The organism is Mesorhizobium koreense, from assembly GCF_031656215.1.
Classification (GTDB): domain Bacteria; phylum Pseudomonadota; class Alphaproteobacteria; order Rhizobiales; family Rhizobiaceae; genus Mesorhizobium_L; species Mesorhizobium_L koreense.
In genome coordinates, this window is record NZ_CP134228.1 from 2,331,032 (window position 1) to 2,348,144 (window position 17,113).

Annotated in this window: 12 protein-coding genes; 6 read left to right on the plus strand and 6 right to left on the minus strand. The window is 63.4% G+C overall.

Annotated elements, in window-relative coordinates; genetic code table 11:
• The first annotated feature begins 9 nt into the window (after window positions 1-9).
• The 4 genes from RBH77_RS11050 (at window position 10) to RBH77_RS11065 (ending at window position 6,969) form a co-directional block, all read left to right on the plus strand.
• On the plus strand, window positions 10-1,689 hold the full coding sequence (locus tag RBH77_RS11050; protein WP_311032221.1) for a formate--tetrahydrofolate ligase: 1,680 nt from the start codon (window positions 10-12) through the stop codon (window positions 1,687-1,689).
• A 486-nt stretch (window positions 1,690-2,175) separates the two neighbouring features.
• Entirely contained in the window at window positions 2,176-3,525 is a 1,350-nt protein-coding gene (locus tag RBH77_RS11055) for an SH3 domain-containing protein (RefSeq protein ID WP_311032222.1), read from the plus strand.
• A 301-nt stretch (window positions 3,526-3,826) separates the two neighbouring features.
• Window positions 3,827-6,016, plus strand: a complete 2,190-nt coding sequence (locus RBH77_RS11060; RefSeq protein WP_311032223.1) for an anthranilate synthase — start codon at window positions 3,827-3,829, stop codon at window positions 6,014-6,016.
• A 26-nt stretch (window positions 6,017-6,042) separates the two neighbouring features.
• The gene (locus RBH77_RS11065; RefSeq protein WP_311032224.1) at window positions 6,043-6,969 is read left to right on the plus strand and encodes a cation diffusion facilitator family transporter; all 927 of its coding nucleotides are present in this window, start codon (window positions 6,043-6,045) and stop codon (window positions 6,967-6,969) included.
• 22 nt (window positions 6,970-6,991) lie between these two features.
• Here RBH77_RS11065 and RBH77_RS11070 read toward each other — a convergent pair whose 3' ends face one another.
• Window positions 6,992-8,299 (minus strand): MFS transporter, encoded by a 1,308-nt coding sequence (locus RBH77_RS11070; protein ID WP_311032504.1) that lies wholly within the window; start codon window positions 8,297-8,299, stop codon window positions 6,992-6,994.
• Window positions 8,300-8,590: 291 nt separating this feature from the next.
• Here RBH77_RS11070 and RBH77_RS11075 point away from each other — a divergent pair, with 291 nt between their 5' ends.
• On the plus strand, window positions 8,591-9,676 hold the full coding sequence (locus RBH77_RS11075) for an AbrB family transcriptional regulator (protein ID WP_311032225.1): 1,086 nt from the start codon (window positions 8,591-8,593) through the stop codon (window positions 9,674-9,676).
• 38 nt (window positions 9,677-9,714) lie between these two features.
• Here RBH77_RS11075 and RBH77_RS11080 read toward each other — a convergent pair whose 3' ends face one another.
• Both RBH77_RS11080 and RBH77_RS11085 read right to left on the minus strand, forming a co-directional pair.
• Window positions 9,715-11,256, minus strand: coding sequence for a DUF2778 domain-containing protein (locus RBH77_RS11080; RefSeq protein ID WP_311032226.1), 1,542 nt, complete (start codon window positions 11,254-11,256; stop codon window positions 9,715-9,717).
• Between the two features lie 521 nt (window positions 11,257-11,777).
• Window positions 11,778-12,266, minus strand: coding sequence for an NUDIX domain-containing protein (locus tag RBH77_RS11085; RefSeq protein WP_311032227.1), 489 nt, complete (start codon window positions 12,264-12,266; stop codon window positions 11,778-11,780).
• A gap of 59 nt (window positions 12,267-12,325) precedes the next feature.
• Here RBH77_RS11085 and RBH77_RS11090 point away from each other — a divergent pair, with 59 nt between their 5' ends.
• Complete coding sequence (locus RBH77_RS11090; RefSeq protein ID WP_311032505.1) at window positions 12,326-13,258, plus strand: metallophosphoesterase family protein; 933 nt, start codon at window positions 12,326-12,328, stop codon at window positions 13,256-13,258.
• Window positions 13,259-13,300: 42 nt separating this feature from the next.
• On the opposite strand, the gene RBH77_RS11095 is transcribed toward RBH77_RS11090, so the two are convergent.
• From RBH77_RS11095 to RBH77_RS11105, 3 genes are all read right to left on the minus strand, one after another.
• Entirely contained in the window at window positions 13,301-13,900 is a 600-nt protein-coding gene (locus tag RBH77_RS11095) for a hypothetical protein (protein ID WP_311032229.1), read from the minus strand.
• Between the two features lie 111 nt (window positions 13,901-14,011).
• Window positions 14,012-15,721 (minus strand): 2-isopropylmalate synthase, encoded by a 1,710-nt coding sequence (gene leuA / locus RBH77_RS11100; RefSeq protein ID WP_311032230.1) that lies wholly within the window; start codon window positions 15,719-15,721, stop codon window positions 14,012-14,014.
• Between the two features lie 363 nt (window positions 15,722-16,084).
• Window positions 16,085-17,074 carry a glutathione S-transferase family protein gene (locus RBH77_RS11105; protein ID WP_311032231.1) on the minus strand — a complete coding sequence of 330 codons (990 nt, stop codon included), beginning with the start codon at window positions 17,072-17,074 and terminating at the stop codon, window positions 16,085-16,087.
• Window positions 17,075-17,113: the final 39 nt, after the last annotated feature.

Here is a 17,113-nt window from a genome sequence, read left to right on the forward strand (position 1 = left end):
GAAAGCCGCATGGCCGAGTTCAAGTCCGACATCGAAATCGCCCGCGCCGCGAAAAAGAAGCCGATCATGGAAATCGGTGAGAAACTCGGCATCCCCGCCGAGCATCTCCTGCCCTACGGCCATGACAAGGCGAAGGTTACGGCGGACTTCATCAGATCGCTCTCCGGGAAGAAGGACGGCAAGCTGGTCCTGGTCACGGCGATCAATCCGACGCCGGCCGGCGAGGGCAAGACGACGACCACGGTCGGCCTCGGCGACGGGCTGAACCGCATCGGCAAGAAGGCCATCATCTGTATCCGCGAAGCCTCGCTCGGCCCGAATTTCGGCATGAAGGGCGGGGCGGCGGGCGGCGGCTACGCGCAGATCGTGCCGATGGAAGACATGAACCTCCACTTCACCGGGGATTTCCACGCCATCACCACGGCGCACAATCTCCTGTCGGCGATGGTCGACAACCACATCTACTGGGGCAACGACCTCGGCATCGATACGCGCCGGGTTACGTGGCGGCGGGTGATGGACATGAACGACCGGGCGCTGCGGCAGATCGTCTGCTCGCTTGGCGGCGTTGCCAACGGCTTCGCGCGCGAGTCTGGCTTCGACATCACGGTCGCCTCGGAAGTGATGGCGATCCTGTGCCTTGCGCGCGACCTCAAGGACCTGCAGAAGCGGCTCGGTGACATCATCGTCGCCTACCGCCGCGACAAGAGCCCGGTTTATGCCCGTGACCTGAAGGCCGACGGGGCGATGGCGGTGCTCTTGAAGGATGCGATGCAGCCGAACCTGGTGCAGACGCTGGAGAACAATCCGGCCTTCGTCCATGGCGGCCCGTTCGCAAACATCGCCCATGGCTGCAATTCGGTGATGGCTACCACCACGGCGCTGAAGCTTGCCGACTATGTGGTGACGGAAGCCGGCTTCGGCGCCGATCTCGGTGCGGAGAAGTTTTTCGACATCAAATGCCGGAAAGCCGGGCTGAAACCGGCCGCGGCCGTGATCGTCGCGACCATTCGCGCCATGAAGATGAATGGCGGCGTCAAGAAGGAGGATCTCGGCGCGGAGAATGTCGAGGCCGTGAAGAAGGGTGCTCCCAATCTCGGCCGGCACATCGAGAATGTCCGTCAGTTCGGCGTGCCGGCGGTGGTCGCGATCAACCACTTCCACTCAGACACCGAAGCCGAGATCCAGGCGCTCAAGGACTATGTCGCCTCGATGGGCGAGGAGGCGATCATCTGCCGCCACTGGGCGGAGGGCTCCAAAGGCACGGAGGAGCTTGCGAAGAAGGTCGCGGAACTCGCCGAGTCGGGCGCTTCTCAGTTTGCACCGCTCTATCCGGACGAGATGCCGCTTTTCGAGAAGATCAACACCATCGTGAAGCGGGTCTACCGCGGCTCCGAGGCGATCGCCGACAAGAGCGTGCGCGACCAGCTCCACCAGTGGGAGCAGGCGGGCTACGGCAATCTGCCTGTATGCATGGCCAAGACGCAATATTCCTTCTCGACCGATCCCAATCTGCGCGGCGCGCCCACCGGTCATGTGGTGCCGGTGAGAGAGGTCAGGCTTTCGGCAGGAGCCGGTTTCGTCGTGGCGATCTGCGGCGAGATCATGACCATGCCGGGCCTGCCGAGCCGTCCCTCCTCGGAGAAGATATTCCTCAACAAGGACGGCCTGATCGAAGGGCTGAGCTGACTGCAGCATGTCTGCCGAAAGCGGTCACCGGTTTCGGGATGAAGACATGGGCAAAATCAAAGGGCTAAAGCGCACGGGGCGAATCTGAAAGATCGCGATGCGCTTTAGTGCGCTTTGGCTGAAGCTGCTCGGGCTACCGCGCCTGAACCATCGGCCGTCGGCGGCGACCCTTTCGTTGCACCGACGCATGGCATGAGATGGATTTCCGAAGCTCGGATCGGCGATTTCGGGATAAAAAAGTGCCTATTGCAACCGATTGTCGCACATTTTTGCCATTTGTGACTTTACTAACCCCGCGAAAGATAGAAGAAAATTACTTTTTGAGCACGCGATCGCCACAATTATTTCGAATGGTGCAAATTCGACACAGGGCTGGCGCAGGGTAAAAAACCGCGTTCGCGCCGGCTGAAAGGTAAGCAAGGACACTACGATCGAGGGGCGGGCTGGGAGCTTGATCGACGGTAGTGCCGGTTCGGAGTAGGGAATTTGAGAGGTAGTCAGGGACTTAAACCCGCCGACGCCGCAAGGAACGCGCCGCCGCTTCAGCACAGCGCATTGCAGGGATGGCAGAGCCTTTCCGACAGGACGGCCGGTGAGAAGCAACTCCTGAGTTTTCCGCAACGCGAAGTCTTCCGCCCGGCGCCGCAGCCGGCCGTGGGAGCGGCGCAAACAGGCGCGCAGCGCTATCCGACATTGGCTGCGAACGATACGGCAAGGCCGCGTCGGCGCGGCCGCTACAATTGGGACGGACGCTATGTGAGCCAGGCCGCCAACGAGCAGGAAGGTCCGTCGCTCGGCCGCCGGGTGCTTTTGCCCGCCGGTGCGTTGGCCCTGCTGGCAGGTGTCGCGCTTGGCGCTTTCTATCTCATGCATACATTCGCGGCTGGTCCGAATGCGGCTGTCGCCAACACCGCCGCGCCGACCAAAGCCGAAACGACAGTGGCGGCGGTAGCGCAGGTGCCGGCTGCGCCCGCTGAAACCGCCAAGACGAGCGCCGCGACCAGTCAGGATACCGCTGCGCGAGTTACCGCACCGGTGGCTCCGGCAAAGGTGGCGGCTGTCGCGCCGACGGGTGCCGCCGCGACAGAAACGAAGGTACTCGCCCCCGACAATGCGCGCTGGGGCGAATCGTCGGGCGCCAAAGTTGCCGCCGCTCCACAGCCGCAGGCTGATGAAGTCGATGCCGCGCCTAAGGTGGACGATCCGCAGAGCGCTCCGGTGCCAACGGAAGAGCCGAAGATGGCGGCCCCTAAAACGGAAGCCCCTAAGGCGGAAGTGCCGAAGAAACTTGCCTATGCGGCACCTTCTCAGGCGGTGCATCCGGTCGACAAAGCGGTGACGGCGGCATTGCCGCCAGCGGGTTCCGCTGCCCAGGATGCTTCCGGGGAGACTGCGTTACCGGGCGTCAATGCCAATCCGCTCTCGGTGCCGGCCAAGGCATCGGCTGGTGAGGCCAACGACACTGCCGGCAGTAGCGATACTGCGGGTGGTTATGCGAGCACGGTGCATACGGCCGTCAAATTGCGCGCCGGCCCGAGCAACGGCAGCCGTTCCATCGGCGTCGTGCCGGGGAAGGCGACTGTGCATGTGCTGAACTGCAAGGGGTGGTGCAAGGTCTCCTATGCAGGCAAGGAAGGCTATGTCTTCAAGAGCTTCCTTGGTGGCCATGCTTCCCCTGCGCCGGCACAGGCTGCCCCGCAGAAATCTGCCGCCGCTCCGGCCGCACCCGCGGCACAACAGACGGCACAGAGTGCCGCCGCCAAGCCGGCTACCCCTGCGCCAGCCAACGCCGAGGCGCTCGAGGCGGCATCCGAGCGGACGATGATGCGGCGGTAACGCCTCCTCGTGCCACAAAGGCGGAACTGGTAGTTGCCTCGCGTCTGTTTCGCGACTCCTTCTGCAAGGCGAGGTGAGGGCGGTGCCTGTGACCGCCCCGCCATTTCTAGTTGCCATGCCGTCTGAACGCCGGTATGGAGATTCCCATGACTGCGCTTTCGATCAAGACCGTCTGGTGGTGGGGCTGCTGACAGCGGCCGGTCGACGCGCGTGCGTATGAAGATTGTGGTGGCCGCAACGGATGCTCCGGGCGGCCATTTTGTTTTCCCGGCTCCGTGCGAGATCAGAAGGGAATACGGAAATGACGATCGAAAGTCTCGAAAACGGAGCCGAGCGCTATGTGACGGCCGGCGGCGTCTCGATCACGCGGGAGCGGCACGCTACGCCCTACGAGGGCGCGATCGAGCGCTTCATCGATGGGCTCGATTCAAGGCGTGGCGCCGTCTTTTCTTCGAATTACGAGTATCCGGGTCGCTATACGCGATGGGATACGGCGATCATCGACCCGCCGATTGTCGTCACCGCACGGGATCGCGCCATGCGGATCGAGGCGCTGAACGGCCGCGGCAGGGCGATGCTGCCGGCAATCGTCGGCGCGGTCGAGGCCATGGAAGAGGTGACGCTTCTGGAGAACGGCGCGGGAGTCGCGACGCTGAAAGTTGCCGAGCCCGGCCGTGTGTTCAGCGAGGAGGAGCGTTCGCGGGCGCCGACGATCTTCACGGTGCTGCGCGCGATCGTGGCCCTGTTCAAATCGCCGGAGGATGCGAACCTCGGACTCTACGGCGCTTTCGGCTACGATATCGCCTTCCAGTTCGACCCGGTCGAATACAGGCTGGAGCGGCCGGATGACCAGCGCGATGTGGTGCTTTACTTGCCGGACGAGATTCTCGTGGTCGACCATTATTCGGCGGCGGCGTGGCTCGATCGCTACGATTTCGCCGGCCAAGGCTGGACGACCGAAGGTTTGCCGCGCGAGGGCTCGACAGCGGCTTTCCAGCCGTCCGACCGGATACCGCCGCGTTCCGACCATGAGCCCGGTGAATATGCGCGGCTGGTAGAGAAGGCGAAGGAAAGTTTCCTGCGCGGCGACCTCTTCGAGGTGGTGCCCGGCCAGAAGTTCCTGGAGCGCTGCGAGGGGAAGCCGTCGGAGATCGCGCGACGGCTGAAGGCGATCAATCCGTCGCCCTATTCCTTCTTCATCAATCTCGGCGACCGCGAGTATCTGATCGGCGCCTCGCCGGAGATGTTCGTGCGCGTCAACGGACGGCGCGTAGAGACCTGCCCGATCTCCGGCACCATCAAGCGCGGCGACGACGCCATTTCGGATTCGGAGCAGATCTTGAAGCTCTTGAATTCCAAGAAGGACGAGTCGGAGCTTACCATGTGCTCCGACGTCGATCGCAACGACAAGTCGAGGGTCTGCGAGCCGGGTTCGGTCAGGGTGATTGGCCGCCGCCAGATCGAGATGTACTCGCGGCTGATCCATACGGTCGATCATATCGAGGGGCGGCTGCGCGAAGGCATGGATGCCTTCGACGCCTTCCTATCGCATGCCTGGGCGGTCACCGTCACCGGCGCACCGAAGCTTTGGGCAATGCGCTTCATCGAGAACAACGAGAAGAGCCCGCGCGCATGGTATGGCGGCGCGATCGGCATGGTGCATTTCAACGGCGACCTGAATACGGGCCTCACCTTGCGAACGATCCGGATCAAGAACGGCATCGCCGAAGTGCGGGCAGGGGCGACACTGCTCTACGATTCCGTGCCGGAGGACGAGGAGGCCGAGACCGAACTCAAGGCCTCGGCGATGCTCGCGGCCATCCGCGACGCGCGAGCCGGCAATTCGGTGAACCCGGAGCGGGCCGGCGCCCGTGTCGGGACCGGGGTCAACGTGCTGCTCGTCGATCATGAGGATTCCTTCGTCCACACGCTCGCCAATTATTTCCGCCAGACGGGCGCGGCGGTTACCACGGTGCGCACGCCGGTCGCGGAGGAAATCTTCGACCGGCTCAACCCCGATCTCGTCGTGCTTTCTCCCGGGCCGGGACTGCCGTCCGATTTCGACTGCAAGGCGACGATCGAGATGGCGCGCCGGCGCGGGCTGCCGATCTTCGGAGTGTGCCTTGGGCTGCAGGCGCTTGCCGAAGCCTATGGCGGCGCGCTCAGGCAGTTGCGGCTGCCGATGCACGGCAAGCCTTCCCGCATCAAGGTGAGCAGGGAGGGCGTCATATTCTCCGGCCTGCCCGGCGAGGTGACGGTCGGGCGCTATCACTCGATCTTTGCCGATCCGGCCGCTCTGCCCGAGGATTTCGTCGTTACCGCCGAGACGGATGATGGCGTCATCATGGCCTTCGAGCATCGAAAGGAGCCGGTGGCGGCCGTGCAATTCCATCCCGAATCGATCATGACACTCGGTCAGAACGCCGGCATGCGGATGATCGAGAATGTGGTTGCGCATCTGCCGCGCCGGGCGAAGGAAAAAGCGGCGTAGCCGTACCGGAGGGCGAGGGGCTGATGATGGCGGCTCGGTCAATAGAGACAGCCAAGCGAAAAGTCGCCATGCTCGCCCTCTGGTCGATCCCGGTGGCGGTTGCCGTTCTTGCGCTGAAATTCGCCGCCTGGTGGATCACCGATTCCGTGGCGCTCTATTCGGATGCGCTGGAATCAATCGTCAACGTGATCGCCTCCTTCTTCGCGCTCTGGGCGATCCGCATCAGCCATATGCCGGCGGACGAGAACCATCCGTTCGGCCACCACAAGGCCGAATATCTCTCCGCCGTGGTCGAAGGGGCGCTTATCATCGTCGCCGCGCTTCTCATTTTCCGGGAGGCGTTTTTCGCGCTGCAATCTCCGATGCCGCTCGAGCGGCCGTGGCCAGGCCTGGCCATCAACGCGGTTGCCGGCGTGCTCAACGCTGGCTGGGCATGGGTCCTGATCCGCGCCGGGCGGCGGGAGAGATCGCCGGCGCTCGATGCGGATGGGCGCCACCTCCTCACCGATGTGTGGACGTCCGCTGGCGTGATCGTCGGGCTTGTCGCGGCGGTTTCGACCGGGTGGACGGTGCTCGATCCGCTGCTTGCCATCGCGGTCGCGATAAATATTCTCTACCAGGGCTGGAGCGTCATTGGCTCTTCCGTCCAGGGCCTGATGGATGTGGGGGTCGATGCCGAGCAGTCGATGCGTATCCGCAGCATCATCTCGACCAATGCGGGCGGCGCGCTCGAGGTCCACGATCTGAAGACGCGGATCGCGGGTCGCGCGACCTTCATAGAATTCCATCTGGTTGTCGACGCGGCGATGAGCGTCGGCGACAGCCATGTGATCTGCGACCGGATCGAGGAAGCGCTGAAGGCCGAAATCCCGAGTGTCCGGGTGGTGATCCATGTCGAACCGGACGACGAGGCGAAGCTGCCGCCGGGAACTGCATCGGTCCCCTTCGCTTGAGGGGGTCAGGTGTCCACGGCCTTCAATACATTGCCTGGTTTTCCCGGCCGTAGCGCGAAAGGCTGACGATCGCGGCGAGGATGGCGAAGCCCGCGCCGACAAGCAGCGCCGTCGTAGCGCCGTTGATGCCGAGGCGGCCGAGGAGCAGGGCGACCAGCGCCGCCCCGATCGTCTGGCCCGTCAGCCTCGCGGTGCCGAGCATGCCGCTCGCGGCGCCGCTGCGCTCGCGCGGCGCCGACAGGATGAGCGTCCGGTTGTTGGGCGACTGGAAACATCCGAAGCCGATGCCGCAAAGCGCCATGCGCCAGGCGATGCCCATTATCGAGGGATGCTGCGGCAGGAAGGCAAGAAGCAGCAGGCCGGCCGCAAGCAGGATGAGGCCGGTGCTGCCGAGCAGCGCGGTTGAATGACGGTTGGACAGCTTGCCCGATATCGGCGCCATGATGGCAACGGCGGCTGGCCATGGGGCGATAAGCATGCCGACCTCGGCCGGGGTGAAGCCGTAGATATTCTGGAAGACGAAGGGAAGCGAGACATAAGCCAGGATCTGGGCGGTGAAGGATGCGATCGAGGTCCCGATCGAAAGCGCGAAGACCGGTACCTTCAGAAGGTCGAGCGGCAGGAGCGGGTCGCGCATCCCGAGTTCCCGCCTGACCAGCAGCGTGCTTGTCAGCACACAAAGCACCGCCTGTAGAAGGATCAGCGTCAGCGACAGCCCATGGCCGATGCTGTCGATCGTCGTTACGATAAGGCCGATCGACAAGGCGCTCAGCACGGCGCTCGCGAGATCAAACGGGCGATCGGCGAGGTCGTTCTCAGGCAGGCTGCGCCAGCCCATGACGACGGTCAGCACGCCGAGCGGCACGTTGATTATGAACAGCCACGGCCAGCTCAGGACCGCGAGAATGGATCCGGCGAGCGTGGGGCCGATGGTCGAACTGGCGCCGACCACGAGAGCGTTGAGGCCGATGGCCGTGCCGAATTTCACACGTGGCACGATGTAGCGCAGGAGCGCGGAATTGACGCTCATAAGGCCGGCGGCGCCGATGCCCTGCACGATGCGGGACGCCGTAAGCAATTCCAGCGAGCCGGAAAGTGCACAGGCAAGGGACGACACCGTGAAAACGACGACACCGAAGATGTAGATGCGCCGGTAGCCATATATTTCGCCGAGCGAGGCAAAAGGCAGAAGCGTGGTGACGATCGCCAACTGGTAGCCGTTGACGATCCAGATCGAGACAGAAGGGCTTGCGTTGAAATCCGCCGCGATGGTCGGCAATGCCACGTTGGCGATGGTGCCATCGAGCACGGCAAGGGTGATGCCGACCATGATCGTTGCCCATGCCCACTGGCGTCTCGGCGTTTCGAGACCGTCGGGGGCGGTGATGCGGGGTCGGGTCACGGGCGGGGATTCGGTCTGGTCCAATGGAGGGCCTGCAGAGCACGAAATGAAAGATGCGTCATAGACGCTGAGCGGCAAACAGACTGGGCCACTTTGCGCAAGGATCGGTCAGAGTGCAATTCGCAGGCTGTTATTCCCCCAACGATGCGGTCATTGGGGCGCCGCCGTTGAATTGTAGTGCCCGGTGGCCCATGGTCCGCGCCATGGGATTCCCGCCTTATGGATAAATCCGTCGAAGACATCACGCCTGCCCGTCTGGCGGGTACGCCTGCCGTTGCGCAGTGGGCGGTGATTGTCGCGATTTCGGCGGTTGTAGGCGGCGCCCTGCAGATGGCGGGTATCCCGGCGGCGCTCTTTCTCGGGCCACTGGCAGCCGGCGTGGTCGCCGGTGTCAACGGCGCGACCGTCCGCGTCCCGATGGCATTCTACAGGATCGCGCAGGGGGTCGTCGGCATTCTTATCGCACAGGCGCTGACGCCGCAGATCCTGACGACCTTCCGGGAGGAATGGCTGCTCTTCGTGCCGGTCGTGCTGTCGGTGCTGATGGCCTCCAGCCTGCTCGGCTATCTCATAAGCCGCTGGCACGTGCTGCCAGGAACCGCCGGCGTCTGGGGCGCTTCGCCGGGCGGCGCGACGGCGATGGTGCTGATGGCGGAAGCGTTCGGGGCCGATGTGCGCCTCGTCGCATTCATGCAATATCTGCGCGTCATCTTCGTTGCCGTAGCGGCTGCGATCGTGGCGCGCTTCTTCGCCGAAGCGAGCGATGTGCCGGCACCGGCCGTCGTCTGGTTCCCGGCTATCGACGTCACGAATTTTTCCTGGACAGTGACGCTGATCGCTCTCGGCGTACCGCTCGGCGTGTTCCTGAAGGTTCCGGCGGGAGCGATGCTGGTGCCGATGGTTGTCGGGACGGCGCTCCATCTTTGCGGCTATGCGAGTTACCAACTGCCCGAATGGCTGCTGGTGGCGGGCTATGCGCTGATCGGCTGGTCGATCGGCCTCAGTTTCACGCGGCAGGTGGTGCGGCACGCGGCACGCGCGCTTCCGCAGATTGCCGCATCGATCGTCGCGCTGATCCTGTTCTGCTGCGCGCTCGCCTTCATGCTCAGCCGGATACTCGGGATAGATCTTCTCACCGCCTATCTGGCGACAAGCCCCGGAGGCATGGATTCCATCGCCATCATCGCCTCGGCAAGCGGCAAGGTCGACTTGCCGCTGGTCATGGCGCTGCAGGCGGTGCGCTTCTTTTTCGTATTGGTCCTTGGCGCGCCCATCGCGCGGCTGGTCGCGCGATGGGTACGGTGACTGAGGTACGGTGAAATGCAGGCGTGGGGCGAAACGGCTTACGCGCCGCGCGCCGCCGACGCGATGACGGCCGGAGAAGCGTGCGAAAGGTCCGGAACGACCACCAGGCGGGTCACATTGCCCCGCTTGAACGCTCTCAGGAAGCGCTTGTAATCCTTGAAAACGACGCAGCCGTTCGACTGGGCGAGGCCGCCACGCAACATGTAGGTGTGGGCCAGAAGGCCGTCGCGGCCGAATTTTTTCTCGCCGTTGACCGGGAGCAGCCGGATGGCCTCGACGCCATGGAAACGCCGTTCACGCAAGACGAGCTTATAGGTGTTCGGTGGCGTTGGGCCGCGATTTTTGACGGATGCGTAACGTGGCTTGTCAACCATTTGGCCGAGGCCGGAATGCGCTTCAAGCTTGTCGCCGTTCGGCATGTACACGACCGCGTTGCGGACATCGTAGACGGCTACCCCGCTTCCGGCACCGGGAAGATGAGGCTTCCTTTGGAAGAGCTTCGCCAGGCCCGACATCGGGGCGGTGTCCTCGGCATCGTCGGGCTTGGCATAGGCCGTCATGGTATTGGGCGAGTGCGACGGAGCCCGCTCGGGCCGCGCCGCTGGCGCCGGCTTTTCCCATTCGGGGCGCCATGTCGGCAGCGGCACGCTGTCGGGAATGCCTTCGGCAACAGGAGCGTCAGCCCGCGTGTCGGCGTCATCCGCCGCGTCGTCGGAAATAGCCGGCGCGCTATGTGCCGGCGGCGCACTCGGGAGCGGCGGCGAAGAGATGCTTTCCCCGTCGCCCAGTTCCGCATCGATGACGGCGAGGGCAATCTTCGAGGGCTTCTCCGCATTGTCGGTGCGCGGGCCGAAGCGGCCGGTCAACGGCGCATCGCGCAGCAGAGCCGGGACGGCTTCGGCGACTTCATGCGCGAAACGGCTGTCCGACGGGATCTGTGGGATGAGCGCGACTTTGTCGGGAAGCGCAACCGCCTCTTTTGCCGCTGGAGCAGTCTGTTCGACGGCGGGCCTGGCGATAGAAGCCAGAGCCACGCGTGTCGATTTGACGGACCCGGCCGCTTCCAGACGAGAGCGGATGAAAGCCGATCCCCGCTGATGCGCGATCGCCGCCGCCTCGGACCGGGCCTCGCCGAAACGTTCCTGGAGGGGCATGTGCGATGCTATCCGCTCCGACACGGGCTCCTGTATCAGGGAGGGGGTGCTTATCCGCGCGGATTTCGGGTGGAGGCTTGTTTCCGTTCGATTGGCGGAAGAAGAGGCTTGGACGGCGGGGGTCGCGTGCCCGGCCAGGCGCTGCCGGATCCTGTCGCTGACATGCCCGACGCGATGGGCGGGATCGAAAAGGGCGACCGCGCCGGGCGCGAAAGCACTTTCCGGCAAAAGGGTCGGCGTGGAGGAGAGCGATGTCTCCATCCTGTGCACCGCGGCTACCGTGGCGAGCGACCAGCCCGCGAGCGCTACGCCCAGCCCCAATACGGCCGCGCCGGAGACCAGCCAGCTCGTGCGGATCGAAGGGAGGCGGAGACTTGGATTTCCGCGGGGATAATCGTCCCAGATCGTGTCGCTTGCGTACGCCATACCAGCCAATCGAACTTTACTCGTTACGCGCAGACAATCGGTTCTGGCCGCCGCATTCCCGCGTGCGGCGGAGACAGGCCAAGCGCCTCTGCGCCCGCCACCGATGGCCGACTGATCTAAAATTATCGACAAGCTTGGTTAACCAATCCCTTTACTCGCCACCTAAATTTTGTTTGTCGAGAAAGGGCCCCTCTCACGACGTATCGCAGTGGTTAATCCCTCATTCAGTTCAAAGCAAGCATTCGGCGTCGCGCAGAGATGCCCGTTGGCGGTAAAGTAAACGGGCGAAGCGCCGCCATACGTTTCTTTTCCCGGTCACAACACGGACGGCTTCGATCAACGTCGAAAGCTTCTGTTGTTTCATGGATGGAACATCGCCCACCCCGGCTGATCTCCATCTTCTGCCTGTTATGCCGATGGACGCGGCGACATTGCGGCAAACGCGGGCAGCAACCTGTATCCGCAGTATTTTCCAGCCTTGGCCAATGGGCAAGCGGAAACGCGGGTCCATGCACCCGAAATTACCAATATTCCGAGATCGGCGCGCCGTCGAAGGCTTCCGCCAGCCGACGACGGGTGCCGGGCGTGGTCATCTCCGGAAGGTCGTCCATGGCGAAGAATCCGGCCTCCGCGATTTCGTGATCGGCTATCTTCGCCGCATGCTGGCGAAAATCCTCGACCAGAAAGAGAGCCACGTGGTCGCGGGGGCTGGCGTGCCGGTTGAAATGCAGCGAGCGCAGGAGAGGGGGGGCGACAAGCTGCAGGTTGCCTTCTTCGGCAAGCTCGCGTGCAAGCGCCTGGAAGGCCGTTTCGCCCTTCTCCACGCCGCCGCCCGGCAGATGCCAGCCGGGCACGTAAGTGTGACGGATCAGGAAGACCTTATGCCCGTTACGGTCATGGACGATGGCGCGGACCCCGAATGTCATCGGCCGCGATAGAAGGAAATAGCCATGGAAGAGCTTCGCCCTGACCCCGCGCCAGCCCGTCTGGCGGAACACATCCGCTTTCATATCGATCGCGCTGCGGCAAAAGGCTGGTGCGGGGCGGTTGCGTGGCGTAAGGGTTTATGATGTTTCGGCTGGCGCATATTTCCGACGTCCATCTGGGTCCCTTGCCCGATGTAGACTACCGCGAACTCGCATCCAAGAGAATTACGGGCTATGTCAACTGGCAGCGCAGCCGCCGCCGGCATATGCGCGATTCCATCCTCGACGCGATCGTCGGCGACATGAAGGCTGCGGAGCCCGATCACATCGCGGTCACCGGCGACCTCGTCAATCTGGCGCTGGACCGCGAAATCGAGATGGCGCGGCTGTGGCTGGAGGTTCTGGGGCCTCCGCACGACGTCTCCCTCATTCCCGGCAATCACGACGCCTATGTTCCAGGCGCGCTCGACAAGGCCTGCCGGGCATGGAGCCCATGGATGATCGGCGACGGCGATATGCCGATGACGGATTTCCGCCGCCACTTTCCCTATATGCGTGTGCGCGGGGATGTCGCGCTCATCGGCGTGTCTTCCGCAAGGGCCAGCGCTCCCTTCATGGCGACGGGCTATTTCCGTGCAGCGCAGGCGGCACGGCTTGGCGCGCTGCTCGACACGGCGGGCCGGAAGGGGCTCTTTCGCGTCGTCATGATCCACCATCCGCCGGTGCGCGGTTCGGCCGCTGCCCACAAGCGGCTGTTCGGCATATCGCTGTTCCAGCGTACGGTCAGGGTGCATGGCGCCGAACTCGTGCTCCATGGTCACACGCACGAACCCACGCTTTACCGCATTCCCGGCCATGGCGAGGATATTCCGGTGGTCGGCGTGGCTGCGGCGGGGGAAGCCTTCGGCTCGCGGCGACCGCTGGCGCAATACAATCTGATCGACATCGACCGCGACGGCAAGGACTGGGCAATCCGCCTGACACGCCGGGGCGTCACCGGGCCAACGGCGACAGTGACGGAGATATCCTCCGAGTACCTATCGCACAAGCCGCACAAGGTGCTTCTTCGGGCGTAGAGACCGCTCGATAAGTCCGTCGGTCGTCCTTGATGGGTTTCCTTAGAAGCCTATCCCCAATTCGGCGAGCCGGTCCCAGAAGAAGGCCGCGGCAAAGGCCAGTCCGACCAGGGCGCCGGCGATGACCAGGAGGGCGCCGTGGAGGAATGCCCGCCACCCCCGGCGCGGCCGGTAGACACTGCCCCATTTCGCGCGCTCCGCCAGCCGGGCGACCGGTTCGACCGTTCCCTCGACAAGACGCTGGCGTTCGACCATGCGCTCGGCGATATAGCGGGTCACCTGATCGGCGACCGGCTTGATCTCGGGCGCTTCGGCAAGCACCGTCCGCCCGAGCCTAGTATCGGCTAGGAAACGGTAGGTGCGGCGGTCGCGCGCGAGCGTGACATGGCTGATGGCGTCGATCCACAGCCTCGGCTGGAGACCGGAGGAAATGGCGAAGTCGAACCAGTCATTGTCGGCTGGAACCGCGTCGAACACCGGCTGCAATTCCTGCGCCAGCAATTCTAGCCGCACACGGCTCGCCTCGCGGATCTCCACGACGACGTCATCGCGGTCGGCGGCCGCGTTCTTCACCTCGCGGACGGCGTCGTTGAGCCTTCGCGCCTGGTCTATGGGCGTTACGCTGGCCTCGGCATCAGCCATAGGAAAACTCCGCAGCACACAGTTAATGGATCATTAACATAAGCCTGCGGGGTTTGCCACGATGTTCACGTTCCTTTCTCCCGGTTGAAGGGAGAAAGGAAGGGCATGAAATCAGCCTTGGCCACGCGAAAGGATGCGATTGACCGCCGAAACCACCGCCTCCAGCGACGCGGCGGAAATATTGGTGTTGATGCCGGCTCCGAAGACACGTCCGTCCGGATATTCCACCTCCATGTAGGAGATCGCGGCGGCGTTGGAGCCGCGCTGCATGGAATGCTCGGAATAGTCGAGGATGGAGAAGGGAATGCCGACATGGCGCGAAAGCGCGTCGACGAAACCGTCGATCGGCCCGGTGCCGGTGCCGGAAATCGTTATCTCCTTGCCGCCGTCGATGACGGTGGCCTCCACGATTCTCTGACCTCTGATCTGCGTGGGGAAGGTGCGATGCTCGACGAATTTCAGCCGGGCGCCGGGCTGGTCGACATAGTGCTTCAGGAATTCCTCGTGGATGCGCTTCGAGGGAAGTTCCTTGCCTTCCGCGTCGGTAATGGCCTGGATCGACTGGCTGAACTCGACCTGCAGGCCACGCGGCAGGTTCAGCCCGTAATCCGCTTGCAGGATATAGGCGATGCCGCCCTTGCCCGATTGCGAGTTGATGCGGATGATCGCCTCGTAGCTGCGGCCGACATCCTTGGGATCGATCGGCAGGTAAGGCACTTCCCAAAGCGTGTTGTTGGCCTTCTGCGCGGCCTTCATGCCCTTGTTGATCGCGTCCTGATGCGAGCCGGAAAAGGCCGTGTAGACCAGTTCGCCGACATAAGGGTGGCGTTCGGGGATGCGGAGCTGGTTCGAATATTCGTAGATGTCCTTCATCCGGGTGATGTCGGAGCAATCCAGCATCGGATCGACGCCCTGCGTGTACATGTTGAGCGCCAGCGTCACGATATCGACGTTGCCGGTGCGCTCGCCATTGCCGAACAGCGTGCCCTCGACGCGGTCGGCGCCGGCCATCAGGCCGAGTTCGGTGGTGGCGATGCCGGTGCCGCGATCGTTATGCGGATGCAGCGAGATTATCAAACTCTCGCGGTTGTCGAGGTTGCGGCACATCCACTCGATGCGGTCGGCATAGGTGTTGGGTGTGGCCATCTCGACGGTCGAAGGCAGGTTGATGATGAGCCTGTTTTCCGGCGTCGGCTTCACGATCTCCGCCACCGCGTTGCAGATCTCCAGCGCCACCTCCAGTTCGGTGCCGGTGAAGCTTTCCGGTGAATACTGGAAACGGTAGCCGCCACCGCTTTTCGCCGCCATGTCTGTGATCATCTTGGCGGCGTCGGTGGCGATCTGCTTGATTCCGGCGACGTCTTTCTCGAAGACAACCCGCCGCTGCAACTCGCTGGTCGAATTGTAGAAATGCACGATGGGCGTCTTCGCGCCTTCCAACGCCTCGAAGGTACGCGCGATCAGTTCGGGACGGCATTGGACGAGCACCTGGAGATCGACGTCGTCGGGAACATTGCCTTCCTCAACGCACCAACGGGCGAAGTCGAAATCGGTCTGCGAGGCGGAGGGGAAGCCGACTTCAATCTCCTTGAAGCCCATGTCCAGCAACAACTGGAACATACGTGCCTTGCGGTCGTGCCCCATCGGGTCGATGAGCGCCTGGTTGCCGTCACGCAGGTCGACGGAGCACCAGATGGGCGCATGATCGATGATCCTGTCCGGCCAAGTGCGGTCGGAAAGGGAAATGGTCGGGTAGGGCTGGTATTTGCGGGCGGCGTCCGGCATGCCCTTGGCGCGGACGATCTTCTCGTGCTGGTTCATCTCTTTCCTCCGGCGCGCGGGCCTCGAAGCCCCAGCATCGCCTTATGATCTTGCTTGAACGGGTTCTGTGGAGGAGCGTCGGCGTCGCATCGACCGCCGGGTGCTCCTGTTTAACGAGCCCGACGGTCGCCGATAAGGCCGAGAAGAAGCAGCGTCGAGGAAAGCGCGCGAACGGTCGCCGTCGCGAAGGCAACGGACGACGATGAAGGCAGGGCGCGGCGCGTATTCATGGCGGTTTCAATAGACAAGGCGGGAACGTCTTGCAAGGAAAAAGGCGGGGAGGGTTGCGCCCTGCCGCTCAGATAATGATTCATGCAAGCGCGTGAACCTACTGAAACGAAAGTGTTTCGCTCCCTGATTTCCCTACGCCGCCTTCCTGAAACGGTTGCGGTCGTGCGCGGCCGCGTAGTCGAGCGTCGGTCCTTTCGGCACGATCCGCGTCGGGTTTATCGTCGGATGGCTTTCGTAATAATGGTGCTTGATGTGGTAGAGGCTCACCGTCCCCGCCACGCCCGGCACCTGATAGAGGTCGCGCAGGTAGTTCGACAGGTTCGGATAGTCGGCGATGCGCTGCCGATTGCACTTGAAGTGACCGACATAGACCGGGTCGAAGCGGACGAGCGTCGTGAACAGCCGCCAGTCGGCTTCGGTGAAGTGGCCGCCGACCAGATAGCGCTGCCGCGACAACCGCTCTTCGATCTTGTCGAGCGTGGCGAAAAGGGCATCGAAGGCTTCCTCATAGGCTTCCTGCGTGGTGGCGAAGCCGGCGCGGTAGACGCCGTTGTTGATCGCCGGATAGATGAGCGCGTTGACCGCGTCGATCTCGGCGCGGAGGGCGGCCGGATAGAGGTCGAGCGAACGGTCGCCCCATTCGTCGAAAGCCGAGTTCAGCATGCGGATGATCTCGGAGGATTCGTTGTTGACGATGGTTTCCTCCTTTTTGTCCCACAGGACCGGAACGGTGACGCGGCCGGAATAGTGCGGATCGGCCTTGGTGTAGACCTTATGGAGATAGTCGAGGCCGTAAAGCGTGTCCCCGGTCGCGCCTTCCTCACGCTTGAAGGTCCAGCCGTTCTCGCCCATGAAATGATGCACGACGGAAACCGTAATGACGTCCTCCAGCTTCTTCAGTTTGCGGAAGATCAGCGTGCGGTGCGCCCAGGGACAGGCGAGCGAAACGTAGAGATGATAGCGGCCGGGCTCGGCCTTGAAGCCGCGTGTCCGGCCGGGCGCCGGGCTGCCGTCCACCGTGACGAAATCGCGCCAGGGCGCCTCCGACCGTTCGAAGCGGCCGCCGGTCGATTTCGTATCATACCATTTATCCGTCCAAACACCGTCGACCAGAAGTCCCATGACAATATCCTTGGTTTCTCCTCCAAGCATTTAGGCCGG

What these genes read in the sequence shown, in the direction of transcription:
- RBH77_RS11050 (WP_311032221.1), top strand. Translation starts at nt 10, where the DNA reads ATGGCCGAGTTCAAGTCCGACATCGAAATCGCCCGCGCCGCGAAAAAG.
- RBH77_RS11060 (WP_311032223.1), top strand. Translation starts at nt 3,827, where the DNA reads ATGACGATCGAAAGTCTCGAAAACGGAGCCGAGCGCTATGTGACGGCC.
- RBH77_RS11065 (WP_311032224.1), top strand. Translation starts at nt 6,043, where the DNA reads ATGGCGGCTCGGTCAATAGAGACAGCCAAGCGAAAAGTCGCCATGCTC.
- RBH77_RS11070 (WP_311032504.1), bottom strand. Translation starts at nt 8,299, where the DNA reads ATGGTCGGCATCACCCTTGCCGTGCTCGATGGCACCATCGCCAACGTG.
- RBH77_RS11075 (WP_311032225.1), top strand. Translation starts at nt 8,591, where the DNA reads ATGGATAAATCCGTCGAAGACATCACGCCTGCCCGTCTGGCGGGTACG.
- RBH77_RS11080 (WP_311032226.1), bottom strand. Translation starts at nt 11,256, where the DNA reads ATGGCGTACGCAAGCGACACGATCTGGGACGATTATCCCCGCGGAAAT.
- RBH77_RS11085 (WP_311032227.1), bottom strand. Translation starts at nt 12,266, where the DNA reads ATGAAAGCGGATGTGTTCCGCCAGACGGGCTGGCGCGGGGTCAGGGCG.
- RBH77_RS11090 (WP_311032505.1), top strand. Translation starts at nt 12,326, where the DNA reads ATGTTTCGGCTGGCGCATATTTCCGACGTCCATCTGGGTCCCTTGCCC.
- RBH77_RS11095 (WP_311032229.1), bottom strand. Translation starts at nt 13,900, where the DNA reads ATGGCTGATGCCGAGGCCAGCGTAACGCCCATAGACCAGGCGCGAAGG.
- leuA (WP_311032230.1), bottom strand. Translation starts at nt 15,721, where the DNA reads ATGAACCAGCACGAGAAGATCGTCCGCGCCAAGGGCATGCCGGACGCC.
- RBH77_RS11105 (WP_311032231.1), bottom strand. Translation starts at nt 17,074, where the DNA reads ATGGGACTTCTGGTCGACGGTGTTTGGACGGATAAATGGTATGATACG.